Consider the following 15,464-nt stretch of genomic DNA (forward strand, 5'->3'; position numbering starts at 1 on the left):
GAATAAGAATAAATGCCTGATATAGGCAAAGTAGGGGGATGGCTTTGAATAAATGGCTGAAGACGATTCTATTTCTGGTGGGTTCGGTAGTCTTAACGAGACTCATACCCTTTAGTTATGTGTTTCGTACAGTAGACACCATGATTCATGAGTTCGGTCATGCGGTATTGACGTTGCTCACGTCGGGGAGGGTACTGGCTATTCAATTGAATGCAGATCATAGTGGTTCTACTTATTCAACGACGACATCAACCTGGTCGTCCATGCTCGTTGGATTTGCTGGTTATACATTGGCGTCACTATGTGCGGTGCTATTGTTCTATTGGATGAGTAAACGCCGAGAAAAATGGGGATTGGTACTACTCACTACAATTGCAGTAGTCATGCTCATTATGTATGTGCATCAAGGGTATGGGGTGTTTTGGCTTGTGGGATTTATCGTACTGAACATCGTAATGATGTATTTACCTCCTGCAGTCCACAATATCTATTACGGATTGCTAGCTTTTCTAACATTAGAGGAATCCGTATTAGGACCGTTCTATCTCGTTATACACTCCATCACAGGTAAGGGAAGGGCAGGAGACGCTTCTAATCTTGCCTCATGGACATCGGTACCTGCCGTATTCTGGGCGCTGTTATTTCTAACCTTCTCCCTTGTTTGTGCCAAGATTGCCTTCTCATTGTTCTTTGACAGACGACAATCTTCACGAGGGAAAGAGTCTACCCACACTTTTTCTTTATAAATGAATTAATAAGTTTTCACGAACTCAGTATGATTTATGCTGAGTTCGTTTTTTGTTATAAGCATATTGGTGGTAAGATCTAAATTTTACATTTTCATTGACAATGTTTGGATTAGATGATAAATCCCCTCGGGGGAAGTCTTTTCGCTGATCCCGATGCCGCTGATCAGTTGGCGGATAGTTTGAGATACGTACGTGTGAATGGGAAGCGAATGGGTTTTGTCCGAGAGGAGTACATAGCATTTATCAAAAACTTCCCTGAACTCGGACAGCGCACCGATCGGAAGATGAACCGGACTGGTATCCATCTCGTACATGCGAATGAAGGCATCTACATGGTCACCCAGAAGATGAAACCAGTAAATACTCCATGGTGTATGGGTGGAAGCCCCATATCGCTGTGGCGTGTTGGCGGGAATGACGTAGCATATTATCTTTAGGCACAACGATATCGTAAATGGCTATGTATGGACTTAGAATAAGAGAGGGTTGGTTAGGAATCATTCTGAACACCGCCTGAAATAGATAGCTAAATTATACAAAAAAGAGGCATCTATCGCACGAATATATAGTGCAAAGTATGTCTCAAATCCATAATCCATACTTGCAGATAATAAGTTCTAATGTACGAAGTAGCGCAGGTGACGGAATTGTCCTGAAGAAGCGTAAGCGTTCGCCTACAAGATTTCCGTAGGAAAGCTACATCGAAAGCATATGTTTGCCCTCTGATTTCAACCGCCATGAGGTATATAATCAAGAAATCGGAGGGCAACAGCGATCGGAAGGACAATCCGTTATCGTAGCGGCCTCCTACACAAATGCGTGTGGACTTTTTCAGAGGCCTCGAATTGAAATCGGGTCCTTTTTTTCAAGTACTAGTTTGTCTAGGTGTTGAATCTTAAGCATGAATATTCAATTTTATTCCTATTATGAAACTATCTGTTTGCTTTTCCTTTGCGCGTATATATAATAAGACTATCTTGAACAACGAAGGGACTGGACTATGCGCAGATATCAATATTTTTAATCCAACTATAACAATATAATGGAGGTAAAACTATTGATTACAGAATTACACACGGAAAGGCTACATTTAAGAAAAATGGAAGTGTCAGATTCGTCGAGCTTATTTCAAATATGGTCTGATCCAGATGTGATTAGGTTCATGAATATAAGTTCTTTCAGTGATGAAAACCAGGCAAAAGGCATGATTGAACTTCTTGATGAACTTGCTCAATGTAACAAAGCTGTTCGTTTCGCTATTATTGAATTAGAATCTAATAAAATTATTGGTTCTTGTGGTTATAACTCCTTAGATTTTGACAATGGAAGAGCAGAAATTGGTTATGACATCGCTAAAGCATTTTGGGGCAAAGGATATGCTTCAGAAGCCATCTGCTCCTTGTTAGATTACGCATTCTCATGTTTAAAACTAAATCGAATTGAAGCAAAAGTTGAACCCGAAAACGTGAATTCGATAAATGTTTTACAAAAATTGAACTTTAAGTTTGAGGGAACACTAAGGCAGTGTGAGCGATCAAAAGGAAAGTTTATCGATCTTCATATGTATTCAAAACTAATAACAGATTGATTCAATTTTTTAGCCTATATTTCACAGAAATATAGGCTATTTCGCTTAGTTCCAGATCCATTATGGCAAGCCATATTAACTTCTTCATTCAGGCCGACAAAAAAGTCGGTCTTTATTGTCGTATCAACAAGAGGCTACGTAGAAGCGTGCTCAGTTCCATTTAGTTGTCATAAAATGTCTACAATTGATATTTGTATCTTCCACATGTATAGCTCTATTGAGTCATGTCCTATTCTCTAAAGAAAGTTATGCTTGGAGTAGAAATGAAGAGATTGTTATTTACTCTTAAAGGAGAAGAAACATGACATACAAGCAGATTAAATGGATGATTTTATTTATACCTACAGTAACACTTGGTGTATGGGAATATGTCAGACATGAGTATTTGTTATCCTACATATCCATGGAAATTGGCAACTGGATTACTCCCTTAATTGTCTATGTGCTAAGTATAACGTTGTTGAATAAACTCTTTCACATGCTGGAGCGGATTCAACGGGAATTGGAGCACGAACGAGCAGCTAAAAGTGCACTTGAAGCAAGGGAAAAATTGGCCATAGAGCTTCATGATGGTATTGCACAATCACTTTTTTTACTGTCAGTAAAGGTAGATCGATTGGAAGTTCATGAAGAACGGGAGCATCACCTTCAGGAGGTCTATACAATTAGAAAGACTGTTCACGAAGTGAACTGTTATGTTCGTCAGGCTATTGCCAATTTAAGATACGACCCCGCAGCAGATGAGGCACTTATATCTAACGAATCCCTGGATAATAAAGTACGGAGAATGGCTGATGAAGTATTTCTTGATATGGATGTGGATTGGAGCATTCCCGATTATGCACTAAACCCGAAAGAAAAGGTAGAGCTTCTTGCCTGTATCCAAGAGGCCATCGTGAATATTGAGAAACACGCGGTGGCATCAAAAGGGTGGATACACGGAGAAGGAGACGAATACAGCTGGAAAGTAACAATTAAAGATAATGGTAAAGGATTTGAGATGGATCAATTCCAACCTAAGGATCGATATGGATTAAATATTATGAAGGAAAGAACTGAAAATATGAACTGGAGATTGCAGTTAGAAAGAGATCATCAATACACTATTGTCGAATTGACCAAAGAGGGTGAAATAGGATGACGCACACCCGTGTCTTGGTCGTGGACGATAGCTCTCATGCAAGAGAGGCTATATGTGACATATTGTCGATGGATAAGAGCTTTGAAGTTATTGGAGTTGTGACCAGTGGTCAACAGGCCATTGAATTTACAGAACAGTGGCTTCCGGATTTAATACTGATGGATATTCAAATGCCGGTTATGGATGGGCTAGAGGCAACCCAACGGATAAAGCTTATGTTACCGTATGTCAAAATCGTAATGATCACCGTGTCGGATGATATGATTCATCTGCTTGAGGCGTTAAAACGAGGGGCGCAAGGATATCTTCTGAAAAATCTTGAACCTTCGACCTGGCTAAAATACCTTCAATCTATTGTAAATGAAGAAGCACCCTTGAGCCGAGAGGTGGCTTATCAGATATTAAGAGACGTTTCCTTAACAGAGAAAAGAGAACCGAGTGTTCGACTAACATCGAGAGAACAGGATATTTTAAATGGTGTTGCTGCTGGCTGGACCAATAAAGAAATTTCTGAAAAATACAGTATTTCCGAGTATACCGTGAAGAATCATTTAAAAAATATATTGAAGAAGCTACAAGTGCAAAATCGCGTACAACTTACCAGATACGCCTTAGAACAGGGGCTTATTCCGGACGATAACAAATGGACGGAATAAGCTTTCTGTGAATGCTACAAATTAGACACAATTCCTTCAAGACTATAGCTATATCGAGCTATATGGAAAAAATAGCTTATTAGGTACACTTAAATATAAATGATAACGCTTTTAATAATCCCTCGGGACAGCCAATAAAGCAGAGGAGGAATCCACTTTGAAAGGAAATTTTTTATTTGATGTCTGGTGGCGACATTCGGGAGTCCTATCGACGGTAGCGCCACAAGAATGACCATTGATATGAAATATTATCGCCGATACATACTTCATATAGTCGCTTTTTTGATCCTGTTCAATGTAGCATTTATAACACCTGTTTTTTCTATTAAAACTTTTGCAAGCTCATCTTCCAAAGAACCCATGATTTCCCTTCAAGAAATTATTGATCAGTCCAGTTCAGGGGCATCCATCGTTCTTGACTCTGGTACTTATGAAGGCCCAGTCATCATTAATAAGAAACTTTCTATTCGTGGGGATGGATCTGTGACTCTGTTAAACAATACCCAAGAATCAGCCATCGCGATTCATTCGAATGGAGTTACGCTACAAGGAATAAACATTCAGCATAATACGGATGGTGAATCAACGGCAATCGAAGTGACTGCGGACGAAGTGACGTTAGACAATCTTAGAATCCATACACGAGGATATGGAATCAAGCTTCGTGATGCAAATAGGGGAATTATTCAGAATAACGACATCAAGTGGTTTATACCTAAAGGTGCGGGGGCTGGAAACAGGGGTAATGGAATCGATCTTTACAATTCCCATGACAATCAAATTGAGTACAATGAAATCTCTTATTTGCGGGATGGTATCTATCTAGAGAACAGCCGTAATACAGTGGTGAACGAGAACAAATTGTTTCATTTGCGCTACGGTATTCATTGTATGTATGTCGATGGTTCTCATCTCACTGACAATGAAGGAGAGTACAATATGACGGGTGCCATGGTTATGGGAGTCACGAATGTAGTGGTGTCCGATAATTCCTTCCGCAAACAAAGTGAGAATGTTCATGCGCAAGGTATTCTGTTGTATGACGTGCATAAGTCATCTATTGAGAGAAATGTTGTTGAAGGTAACCGTGTGGGTATATACATGGAAGGATCATCTAAGAATCAATTAAGAGACAACGCTGTGCTTAGAAATTTCATAGGCATTCAGCTTATGGGTGCTGAGGGCAACCAATTTCAGAGTAACGCATTTATTGCTAATGTCATTGAAGCCGAGGCGATTGACAGCAAAGATAACGAAATGAAGGGGAACTATTGGGATTCCTTTCAGGGATTAGATTTGAATCAGGATGGAATAAGTGATATCCCTTATGTGATTAATCCGTTCTATCAGAATTTAATTAGTCGAAATTCTGCGTACCAGCTGTTTTTTCAGTCACCTGGGATGACCTTTTTGAGTGATATGTTTACGAGTGGTAGTGAGCATTGGTCTGCGGACAGCTCGCCGTTAATGAAATTGAATACAACGACTCCAATGGAGACTGCTGAGAAGGACGGGACTGTTATGGTCACCAGTTGGATGCTACTGTTTGTGTCTATTATTATAATTATCTATATGGGGGTATTACGTTCATGAAAAAAATTAAAACAGTGTTGGTACTGGTACTTGGGATGTTATTATTGGCTGCCTGTGGGCAAAAATACGAGGCGCTTCCGATTAACGAAGAAGTTGATATTTGTACTATTTGCAAAATGCAGATCAAGGATGATGCCTTTGCGACACAATTGACGACAAAAGACGGTAAAAACTATAAATTTGATGATATTGGTTGTATGAATGAATGGAAAAAACAAAATGGAACTGAAAATATAGGTATGGATTACGTTCGTGACTATAACGACAAAGAGTGGATCGAATTTAATAAGGCAACTTATGTATACGATGATTCACTTCGTACTCCAATGGCCTATGGCATAGTCAACTTCAAGGATACAAAGTCTGCGGAAGCTTTTATTGAAGAGCAAGGTGTAGGGAAAATCATGAAAGCTGAAGATCTGGCGGCACATGATTGGAAACAAAGTAAGAACATGATGGAAATGATGGATGGAGAAGGGCATATGAGTGAAGAGATGGACAGTCATAGTGAAATGACTGAAGATTCAAGCCACAAGTAACAAAAGAAGCTGGAGATGTGATCATGATAGATATGATGCAAGTGGCAAGAAGAGAAATTAAAATGGGATTTCGTAATCCTTGGGCATATTCCTTCCTGATCCTCTTTTGTACGTTTAGTTTGAGTTTATTGATTATTAATTCTCAAAATATCGTTGAGGGATACTCAGGAATTACAGGTTCCATGTTGAGTCTTATTTTATATCTTTTACCGCTGATGACCCTGTTCCTTGGATCTTTTTCCTTAACCTCAGAAAAGGAAGAGGGAAGCTGGCAGCTATTATCAACCTATCCTATGGGAACCATGTCTTTTATTGTTGGAAAATACGTAGGTTTATCTATCGTGTTATTGACTATCGTAGCTTTCGGATATGGCCTCATGGGATTCTTAAGCGGATTCCTTGGGACAAGTTTTGATTCAACGACGTATTTTCTATTTTTAGTTTTTTCATGTGGATTAGTGATGTTATTTTTAACCGTGGCTTTGTTTATTGGATCTCTGTCTAAAAATCGCTGGCAGGCATTAACGATCTCTGTATCGATATGGTTCTTTGCCATCATTGGCTGGCCGACCATTCTTATATCGGTATTAGGACTGTTGCCGTATTTATGGATTAAGCCATTGTTGGTGGCTTTGACTTTTATCAATCCTGCTGAACTGGTACGTCTATTTGTCGTAATCAAGCTTGGGGGAGGTTCCATATTAGGACCTGAATATTTCCAGTGGGTAGAGTGGATTCAAAAGCCGAGCGGTAGCTTGCTATTTGCAGCGGTTTGCTTATTTTGGATTGTAGGCTCCATTATCATTGTGTATTGGATTTGGGAAAGGGGACGTTCCCGTGGATGATGTTGTAGCTCAGGTCGTTAGACTATCCAAAACGATAAAGAAGCAGACCATAGTTCAAGATATAAGTTTTAATATCGCCTCAGGCAATGTTTTGGCATTATGTGGCGGGAATGGAGCGGGAAAAAGCACTGTTCTGCGCATGCTTGCTGGGATTATGCAACCTACTTCGGGAGACATCATCGTAAACAACTTACGCTGGAGCAAGGAAAGGAAGCTTTTTTCTCAACAAATTGGATATATGCCAGATGATTATCAATTTAATCAGGGGCTGACCGCAGAAGAGGCTTTATCCTTTTGGGCGGCACTTCGAGGAGTTCCTAAACAAAGGGTTCAAGAGGTTCTCACTTTGGTTGGTTTAGAGGATAAAAGAAAAGTATTGGTAAACACGTTCTCAAAGGGGATGCGTCAACGCATCTTATTTGCTCAGGCGATATTAGCAAAACCACCACTGCTTATTATGGATGAACCCACCAATGGATTAGATCCGTTCTGGATGAAAGAGTTTGTTCGATTATTAAAAAATATCAAGCAGGAGGGGCATACGGTAGCCTTCTCCACGCATCAACTTGAAATAGCGGATGATGTAGCTGATCACATTGTTTTTTTGAACCGTGGCAGAAACGTTGGGGAAGGCTCTATTGAGCATTTCCGTGATAAATATGGCTCCACTCACGCTGCATTTAATCATAGTCTGGGTCTGAAATGAAGGTGCGTTACTTGAAGAGTAACAGGATACAATTTCGACGTATAGTTACAATATTGATCGTAGTAGTAGCTCTTATAGCGGTGGCGTGGACTATAGTTCAATCCAACCAGTCCAGTCAACATTCAGGGTCAAGCAAGATAGAGGTTGGAGCGGCCGCTCCTGACTTTGTAGCAACCAATACAGAAGGACAACAAGTTCGCCTTGCTGAGTATCGTGGAAAGGTCGTATTAATTAATTTTTGGGCCTCATGGTGCAAACCTTGTGTCAGGGAAATGCCGCTTATTCATAGTGTTTTTCAATCAAAGGATAACGATATAGAAACATTATTCATCAATGTTGGAGAAGCCAAAGGTACCGTTAATGAATTTATGAAAGAACAACAATTTACGTTTCCCGTTATTATAGACGTTACCGGAAAGGTATCGAGTCTGTATAGGATTACAGGGTTGCCTGCAACTTTTATCATTGATAAGACAGGAAGATTTAGAAAAGTTGTTCTTGGCGAAGTGACGGACTATACATTATTGAGAACATGGTTAGAAGCTGCAAAGGATCCACGTTAGACATCCGCATCGTATGTCTTCATTTATTCCCCTTAGAAATAGACATTGGAAAAACCCACGGGTTAGCCGATGAAATTCTAGGGGGCATTTTTAGTGTCTGCTTATAAAGGACAAAAGTTTACACTGAGCTATGAGTAATGTACAACAATGTTTGTTCCGCTAGGATCTGCATAAACCCGTACATTCTCGTTGTCATCAATGGTCGCTAATACACAATCACGGATATCTGTATAGGTAGGTGCTATCTTTTTTTTGAGCCAGCTAGCGTCCTTTCCGAACTCTTTAAGAAGAGATAAGTCGGGTATACCTTCAACGATAATCGGCCTTGTGAGAGAGAACGGTTGAGTCTTTAACTTCATATCTGCGGGAGTAAGTGGCTGGTATTGCGTATTTATAAAAATAGAGATGGTTCCTCCCGGTTCCCATACTGCGAGGGACACCTTTTCTATATTCTCTACTTTTTCTTTTCGTAGCTCACTGAATAAGAAATCAATAGAAATTCTTGCTTTCGATAGGTTCTGGAAATGAATTTGTCCATTTTTAATGAGCGTAATGGGTGAAGGATCGAGATATCTCTTGAATAACGGCCACCTTAGGCTCAACCACGTCGCTGTAACATATAAAATAATTAGAACCAGGGTCGTGATTACTGACCCTTTCAAACCCAATTTCTCATCTGAAAGCGGGTGCGCGATAATGTTTCCGAGGGTTAAAGCGATAATGAAATCGAGGAATCTTAATTGAGATATCGAACGTTGTCCCATCAGTTTTGTTGCAAGTAGTAAAAAAATAAAGCTAATGATGGCTCTAAAGATCCATTCAAGTGTTGTCAACGAATCTTGGCTTTTGAGAAAATCCAATCTTTATTCACTCCTCTAGAAATTCAATGCCGTTAGTTTTACCCACTATTGTGAAAACATTCAGTTAATCACCCAGATGAACTACCCAATATTTCCTTGCATACTTGAATTTACTAAAGAACAAACTGAGTATATTCAATATGAAATGGGTTGAAAAGACTGAAGAAAAAGGTGTGGTACAATTTGCGTATCATCAGTTGGTTGATTTGGATCGTTCTGTTGCTAACGAGTTGTTCGGGATGTTATGGAAATGAAGCGAAGCCTAAGGAAGATGACCTTCTCCATGTAAAGTCTAAAACGGATCACCCATCGAAAAAAGTTATTCTCATCTTGGTAGACTCTCTTATGTATCAATCCATTGATAAAGGAATACAGCAAAACAAGCTTCCCACATTGAAATTTCTGATTGATCACGGTCAGTACTATAAGGATCTCGTAAGTTCTTTCCCAACGATGTCCGTCACAATCGATAGTTCTTTACTTACGGGGACGTACCCTGACCAACATCGTGTTCCGGGGCTGATCTGGTATTCAGCTAAAGAAAACAAAATTATTAATTATGGGACGGGTCCTATGGAGATCCTTAAACATGGCGTAGATCCTGTTCTAAGTAATGCGATGATTCATTTGAATGGAGATCATCTGAATGCACAAACGTTAACCATGTATGAACAATTGAATAAAGTGGGACTGAAAACAGGTTCGATCAACGGTTTGATTTATAGAGGAACGGTAGAACATACTCTAACTATCCCTGAATGGATAAAGGGACCGACTTCATTACCGGCAGAATTAAAAGTAAAAGGTCCTGATTTTTTATCGTTGGGCTCATTTTCAAATCCATTGGAAGGCGTAAAGAAAATGCCTGACACGCTAACGAGACGGATGGGATTCAACAATGAATATGCTGTGGAGTCAGTCAAATACTTAGTGCGTAACAATAAGTTACCTGATTTTCTGTATGTATATTTACCGGAATTAGACCATGAGTTACATAAGAAAGGCCCTTCAGTAATTGATGGTGTTATTAAGATGGATAAACAACTTCAATCTATATTAAATGCATTTGGATCTTCTAAAGAAGCATTAGATCAGGCGATTATTATTATTGTTGGGGATAGCGGCATGAGTGCAATTTTACCTGATGGCAAACATCCGGTCATTGATTTACCACAGATGTTGCATAACTACTCGATTTTACAGCCGGGTGCAGAAGCTACTTCAGCAACAGATATTGCTCTTGCTGTGAATGAAACCATGGCCTATGTGTATAAGCTGAATACCAAAGATTCACTTAAGGATATTGCTGAAATAATGAAAGAAGATACACGTATCGATTTCATTTCATGGAAGGAATCCGGATGGATTCATGTGATACAGGCAGGGACATCAAAGGAGTTTACATATAAACCGAACGGAGATATAACGGATTCATATGGACAATCCTGGACATTAGGAAGTAATCCCGATGTGTTGGATCTGCACATAAATAAACCGCAAAACACGCTTGAGTACAGAGAATACCCTGACGCATTAAAGAGACTCTATGGCGCTTTAAATTCACATGAAGGGGACTTCCTAGTGGTCTCTGCGAAGCAAGGATATGAACTGAGTGGCGAGAGTTCACCTACGCATAAAGGTGGGGGAGGACACGGGGCACTCCATAGAACGGAGTCGTTAGTTCCATTGATCATTAGCGGAACGAATGACAAGCCTGATCATGCACGAATCGTTGATTTGAAATCGTATATACTACGACTGCTAGCGAAACCTTTGGGGAAATCAGAAACAACGAACTGAAACTGAGGAAACAGAAGAAGGACACTGCCTATGAATAGGTTAGTGTCCTTCTTTTGCATACAAATCTTGACCTGTTTTTATAATGGTATCTTACGCTTCTTGTTCATACAACTTAATGATCTCAATCACTGTGTATGTTGCTTTGATCATGTTATCTACCGAGATGTATTCGAATTTCCCGTGGAAATTCTCGCCTCCAGTGAAAATATTCGGTGTAGGTAGTCCCATGTAGGATAACTGAGAACCATCTGTACCTCCACGAATAGGTCGAATAATCGGCTCAATGTCTAAATTCTTCATCGCTTCATATGCAATATCCACAATATGTTTGACAGGTTCTATTCTTTCTCTCATGTTGTAGTATTGATCTTTCATCTCTAGAACGATGCGGTCTTGACCGTATTGCGCTCTAAGTTCGGCAACAATGCGTTCCATATTCGATTTTCTTGCTTGGAAATTCTCTTTGTCGAAGTCTCTAATAATGTAGTTGAGTTTTGTCTGCTCAACATCACCTTGAATTTCTAATAAATGATAGAAACCGTCGTATCCTTCTGTGAATTCAGGGGCTTCCTCTGCTGGAAGCATGCTTTGAAGTTTCATCGCTATTTTGGCGGAGTTCACCATCTTATCTTTGGCTGTTCCAGGGTGGATATTACTTCCCTTGCAAGTAATCTTAGCGGAAGCAGCGTTGAAACTCTCATACTCTAGTTCACCAAGTGGACCGCCATCGACCGTGTACGCATATTTAGCGTTGAATGCAGCAACATCAAATTTCTCAGGTCCTCTACCAATTTCCTCATCAGGGGTGAAGGCTACTCTTATTCTCCCATGTTTGATCTCGGGATGTTGAATCAAGTAGGCCATAGCCGTCATAATCTCAGTAATACCGGCCTTATTGTCTGCTCCAAGAAGAGTCGTTCCATCGGTCGTAATTAACGTATGCCCCTTATATTCTTCAAGACTAGGGAAATCGTTAGGTGACATTACGATATGTAAGGATTCATTTAATGTGATATCCCGTCCATCATATTTCTCTATTACTTTTGGGAAAACATTCGTTCCTGTGAAATCTGTTGCTGTATCTAAATGAGCAAGAAATCCGATAGTATCGACTTGCTTTTCTGTATTAGAAGGGAGAGTAGCCATCACATAACCGTTGTCATCGATCGTTACATCATTCATACCAATACGCTTTAGTTCTTCCACCAACATGTTCGCGAGCGTTAGTTGTCCGGGGGTTGTAGGGCATGTATCCTTGTCTTCATTAGATTGTGTATCTACTTTGGCATAGGAAATAAATCGTTCAATAAGTTCTTGTTTCATTTATTCAATCGCTCCTTTGGTTTGTATAATTACATTTTATCATGTCCCGCAACGACTTATTTCAAAAGAATGAAAGTGGTAATGGTTTTTTTTCTCACTATAAGATACATTGAAATGGTAACCTAGGTTGATCATTGAGAGGGGTGTGAGTGAAATGGAACAATTGAAGCAACGTTGTGGTTGGGTAAATCAAGATCCTTTATATATGGCATATCATGATGAAGAATGGGGACAGCCACTTACGAATGATCAGAAGTTATTTGAATTGTTAATGTTAGAGGGAATGCAGGCTGGTTTGAGCTGGTATACGGTTTTGAAGAAAAGAGAGCATTATCGTAAAGTATTCGACGATTTCGACCCTGCAATAATAGCGACATATAATGAAGCGAAAGTTGAACAGTTACTTCAGGATCCAGGTATTATCCGTAATAAACTGAAGGTTCGGGCAATCATTCATAATGCGGGTATCTATCAACAGATTGAGCAGGAGGAAGGCTCCTTTTCTAGCTACATGTGGCGTTTTGTAGATGGTGAGCCTATCGTGAATGAATGGACAAGCATATCGGAGGTTCCTGCAAACACACCTATATCGGATCATATGAGTAAGATTTTGAAAAAAAGAGGCTTCAAGTTTGTCGGAACCACGATCTGTTACGCATTCATGCAGGCATCGGGTATGGTGAACGACCATACGTTAGATTGTTTCTGTCGAACGCAACCGAATCTAATGACTCTTTAAATGTTATTTAATTTAGTTCAGCAAGTTAAAAAGGACACGACCTATGAATAGGTTAGTGTCCATCGCTATAGTAGGATGCGCTATTTAGACTTGAATGATGATTGGAAGGATGATGGGTCTTCTTTTCGTGTGACTAAATAAGTAATTTCCGACCGCTTCTTTAATCATTTGCTTATAAAAGTCCCATTGCGTAATATTCTTTTCCTGTAATTTATGGATGGTTTGCACGGTGATTTGGCGTACTTCATTTAATAAAGCCTCTGACTCACGAACGTACACGAACCCACGAGAAATAACATCAGGTCCAGACAAGATCTTGCCTTCCATTTTACTAAGCGTGACAACTACGATAAGGATACCATCTTCGGATAAAAGTTTACGGTCACGTAGAACGATCGTTCCAACATCACCGATTCCAAGTCCATCAACGAGTGTGTTCCCAGTTGTTATTTTACGCCTTTGACTCGCTTGGTGATTGATAATGTCGACAACATCACCGTTGTTAACAATGAAGATGTTATCTGGATCAACACCTACGGATTCTGCTAATAAACGATGCTGATGAAGCATTCGGAATTCACCATGAATCGGTATGAAATATTGTGGCTTCATTAAAGATAACATTAACTTGAGCTCTTCTTGACTGGCATGACCGGATACATGCATTCCTGTTATGGATGCTGATCCATAGATAACCTTGGCCTTCAGTTGAAATAGATTATCTACGATCCGTGCTACATTTCGTTCATTTCCAGGGATCGGGGTTGAGGCTAGAATAACGGTATCACCAGAAAGAACTTCTAATTGTCTATGGTCGGAACTGGCTAAACGAGATAAGGCGGCCATTGGCTCTCCTTGACTACCGGTACAAAGGACAACGATTCGGTGAGGTTCATAAGCTTTAACATCACTTGGCTCAATTAACATGTTATCAGGAATGTTCAAATAACCTAGCTCATGAGCAATGGATACGACATTGACCATGCTTCTTCCCAACAACGCGATTTTTCTATCTGTTTTCTCTGCAGCATCGATCACTTGCTGAAGACGGTGCACATTGGAAGCGAAGGTAGAAATGAATATTTTTTGCTCGGCTTTGATAAATGCGTCTTCAATATTTGCACCTACCAGTTGTTCAGAGGGAGTAAATCCGGGGCGTTCCGCATTTGTACTCTCGGACAAAAGTGCGAGAACACCATTACTACCGATATCAGCCATTCGGTGTAGATCTGGATATTCATCATTAACAGGTGTTAAATCGAATTTGAAATCTCCTGTATGGACTACAGTTCCTTCCGGGGTGTTGAATACAACACCGACGCAATCAGGGATACTGTGATTTGTTCTGAAAAAACTTATTTCGATAGTGCCAAATACTAAAGTTGATTCGGCATTGATTGTGAACAAATCAGTACTCCCGAGAAGGCCATGCTCTTTTAGTTTAACTTCAATTAAGCCTAACGTTAATCGTGTTGCATATATGGGTATATTCAATTGTTTTAGAATATATGGAATGCCCCCAATATGATCTTCGTGTCCATGAGTGACAATTAAGGCTCTGATCTTATCGTGGTTCTCTAATAGATATGAAATATCAGGAATGATTAAATCAATTCCCAATAAGCTTTCGTCTGGAAACTTTGAACCACAGTCAATAACGATGATATCATCACCATAGCGAAGGACATACATGTTCTTGCCGATTTCGTTTACACCGCCTAAGGCGACAATGGATAACGTAGTTTCAATTGTATTCAAGTTGATTACCTCCCCTTAAAAATATGTAAGTAGTCTCCCCTTATTAGCATTTATTATGACAATGGATAGTGACTAGTATCCCTATGTGCCTTATTATTAAAGAAATTTGAGCAATAGAGTGTCCTTGGTTGTAATGAAAAGTTATAGAAGATGCTATGTGTACTTCTACAAAGGAATAAGCGAGTAAGAATGTAGATCCTAAATCTACTAAGACAACTGTAAATTATTACAACTTGTCAACCTAGTGATAGACATGATATATTCTTATTCCGGCCAGTAAATAACACATTTATTGAATCGGCAAGCCAATACCGAATGAAACTTAAATCGAAAAAAAAGCTTGCACAAACGAACCGGACATGATATGATATAGAAGTTGTCGCCGAGAACAACTGGTGACAAACGAAAGAAAACATTGGTCTTTGAAAACTGAACAACGAGTGAGTAGATTTCACGAAAGTGAAATCAAAAAAAATGAGAAATCATTTGATAGAGAAAGAAATTTCTCGTCAGTTTGTTTTAAATGAGCATATCGCTCTTTTCATAGATCGTTCCCACTCGCTTCACAGCTTATTTACAACTATCTCCTCTTTGTCTTGCTCTT

15 protein-coding genes are annotated in these 15,464 nt (G+C 39.6%); 12 read left to right on the forward strand and 3 right to left on the reverse strand.

All coding sequences use genetic code 11. The features are described 5' to 3' along the window. The first annotated feature begins 44 nt into the window (after positions 1–44). From PGLA_RS17855 to PGLA_RS17900, 10 genes are all read left to right on the forward strand, one after another. The gene (locus tag PGLA_RS17855) at positions 45–746 is read left to right on the forward strand and encodes a M50 family metallopeptidase (RefSeq protein WP_068535455.1); all 702 of its coding nucleotides are present in this window, start codon (positions 45–47) and stop codon (positions 744–746) included. Between the two features lie 170 nt (positions 747–916). Continuing rightward, complete coding sequence (locus PGLA_RS28405; protein ID WP_211269582.1) at positions 917–1,186, forward strand: hypothetical protein; 270 nt, start codon at positions 917–919, stop codon at positions 1,184–1,186. Positions 1,187–1,806: 620 nt separating this feature from the next. Next, on the forward strand, positions 1,807–2,337 hold the full coding sequence (locus PGLA_RS17865; protein ID WP_068535459.1) for a GNAT family N-acetyltransferase: 531 nt from the start codon (positions 1,807–1,809) through the stop codon (positions 2,335–2,337). A 301-nt stretch (positions 2,338–2,638) separates the two neighbouring features. Then, the gene (locus tag PGLA_RS17870) at positions 2,639–3,478 is read left to right on the forward strand and encodes a sensor histidine kinase (RefSeq protein WP_068535461.1); all 840 of its coding nucleotides are present in this window, start codon (positions 2,639–2,641) and stop codon (positions 3,476–3,478) included. After that, entirely contained in the window at positions 3,475–4,134 is a 660-nt protein-coding gene (locus PGLA_RS17875) for a response regulator (protein ID WP_068535463.1), read from the forward strand. The genes PGLA_RS17870 and PGLA_RS17875 overlap by 4 nt, the downstream gene beginning before the upstream one ends. A 186-nt stretch (positions 4,135–4,320) precedes the next feature. Beyond that, positions 4,321–5,727 carry a right-handed parallel beta-helix repeat-containing protein gene (locus PGLA_RS17880; RefSeq protein ID WP_245700079.1) on the forward strand — a complete coding sequence of 469 codons (1,407 nt, stop codon included), beginning with the start codon at positions 4,321–4,323 and terminating at the stop codon, positions 5,725–5,727. Next, on the forward strand, positions 5,724–6,266 hold the full coding sequence (locus tag PGLA_RS17885; RefSeq protein ID WP_068535466.1) for a nitrous oxide reductase accessory protein NosL: 543 nt from the start codon (positions 5,724–5,726) through the stop codon (positions 6,264–6,266). The genes PGLA_RS17880 and PGLA_RS17885 overlap by 4 nt, the downstream gene beginning before the upstream one ends. A gap of 23 nt (positions 6,267–6,289) precedes the next feature. Next, a complete protein-coding gene (locus PGLA_RS17890) occupies positions 6,290–7,111 on the forward strand; it encodes an ABC transporter permease (protein ID WP_211269579.1) in 822 nt (273 codons plus the stop codon). Continuing rightward, positions 7,104–7,817: an ABC transporter ATP-binding protein gene (locus PGLA_RS17895; RefSeq protein WP_068535468.1), complete on the forward strand. Its 714-nt coding sequence runs from the start codon at positions 7,104–7,106 to the stop codon at positions 7,815–7,817. Before PGLA_RS17890 ends, PGLA_RS17895 begins: the two co-directional genes overlap by 8 nt. A 53-nt stretch (positions 7,818–7,870) precedes the next feature. Beyond that, a complete protein-coding gene (locus PGLA_RS17900; RefSeq protein ID WP_245700082.1) occupies positions 7,871–8,380 on the forward strand; it encodes a redoxin domain-containing protein in 510 nt (169 codons plus the stop codon). A gap of 128 nt (positions 8,381–8,508) precedes the next feature. Here PGLA_RS17900 and PGLA_RS17905 read toward each other — a convergent pair whose 3' ends face one another. After that, on the reverse strand, positions 8,509–9,240 hold the full coding sequence (locus PGLA_RS17905; protein ID WP_068535471.1) for a DUF421 domain-containing protein: 732 nt from the start codon (positions 9,238–9,240) through the stop codon (positions 8,509–8,511). Positions 9,241–9,423: 183 nt separating this feature from the next. On the opposite strand from PGLA_RS17905, the gene PGLA_RS17910 reads away from it, so the two are divergent. After that, a complete protein-coding gene (locus PGLA_RS17910) occupies positions 9,424–11,040 on the forward strand; it encodes an alkaline phosphatase family protein (protein ID WP_068535472.1) in 1,617 nt (538 codons plus the stop codon). A 90-nt stretch (positions 11,041–11,130) separates the two neighbouring features. On the opposite strand, the gene pepT is transcribed toward PGLA_RS17910, so the two are convergent. After that, positions 11,131–12,363 carry a peptidase T gene (gene pepT / locus PGLA_RS17915; RefSeq protein ID WP_068535474.1) on the reverse strand — a complete coding sequence of 411 codons (1,233 nt, stop codon included), beginning with the start codon at positions 12,361–12,363 and terminating at the stop codon, positions 11,131–11,133. A gap of 154 nt (positions 12,364–12,517) precedes the next feature. On the opposite strand from pepT, the gene PGLA_RS17920 reads away from it, so the two are divergent. Next, entirely contained in the window at positions 12,518–13,102 is a 585-nt protein-coding gene (locus PGLA_RS17920) for a DNA-3-methyladenine glycosylase I (protein WP_068535478.1), read from the forward strand. 84 nt (positions 13,103–13,186) lie between these two features. On the opposite strand, the gene PGLA_RS17925 is transcribed toward PGLA_RS17920, so the two are convergent. Further along, the gene (locus tag PGLA_RS17925; protein ID WP_068535480.1) at positions 13,187–14,860 is read right to left on the reverse strand and encodes a ribonuclease J; all 1,674 of its coding nucleotides are present in this window, start codon (positions 14,858–14,860) and stop codon (positions 13,187–13,189) included. Positions 14,861–15,464: the final 604 nt, after the last annotated feature.

Source organism: Paenibacillus glacialis (assembly GCF_001637205.1).
Classification (GTDB): Bacteria; Bacillota; Bacilli; order Paenibacillales; family Paenibacillaceae; genus Paenibacillus_AQ; species Paenibacillus_AQ glacialis.

Coding starts and splice junctions, on each gene's coding strand:
- PGLA_RS17870 (WP_068535461.1), top strand. CDS start 2,639: ATGACATACAAGCAGATTAAATGGATGATTTTATTTATACCTACAGTA.
- PGLA_RS17875 (WP_068535463.1), top strand. CDS start 3,475: ATGACGCACACCCGTGTCTTGGTCGTGGACGATAGCTCTCATGCAAGA.
- PGLA_RS17885 (WP_068535466.1), top strand. CDS start 5,724: ATGAAAAAAATTAAAACAGTGTTGGTACTGGTACTTGGGATGTTATTA.
- PGLA_RS17890 (WP_211269579.1), top strand. CDS start 6,290: ATGATAGATATGATGCAAGTGGCAAGAAGAGAAATTAAAATGGGATTT.
- pepT (WP_068535474.1), bottom strand. CDS start 12,363: ATGAAACAAGAACTTATTGAACGATTTATTTCCTATGCCAAAGTAGAT.
- PGLA_RS17920 (WP_068535478.1), top strand. CDS start 12,518: ATGGAACAATTGAAGCAACGTTGTGGTTGGGTAAATCAAGATCCTTTA.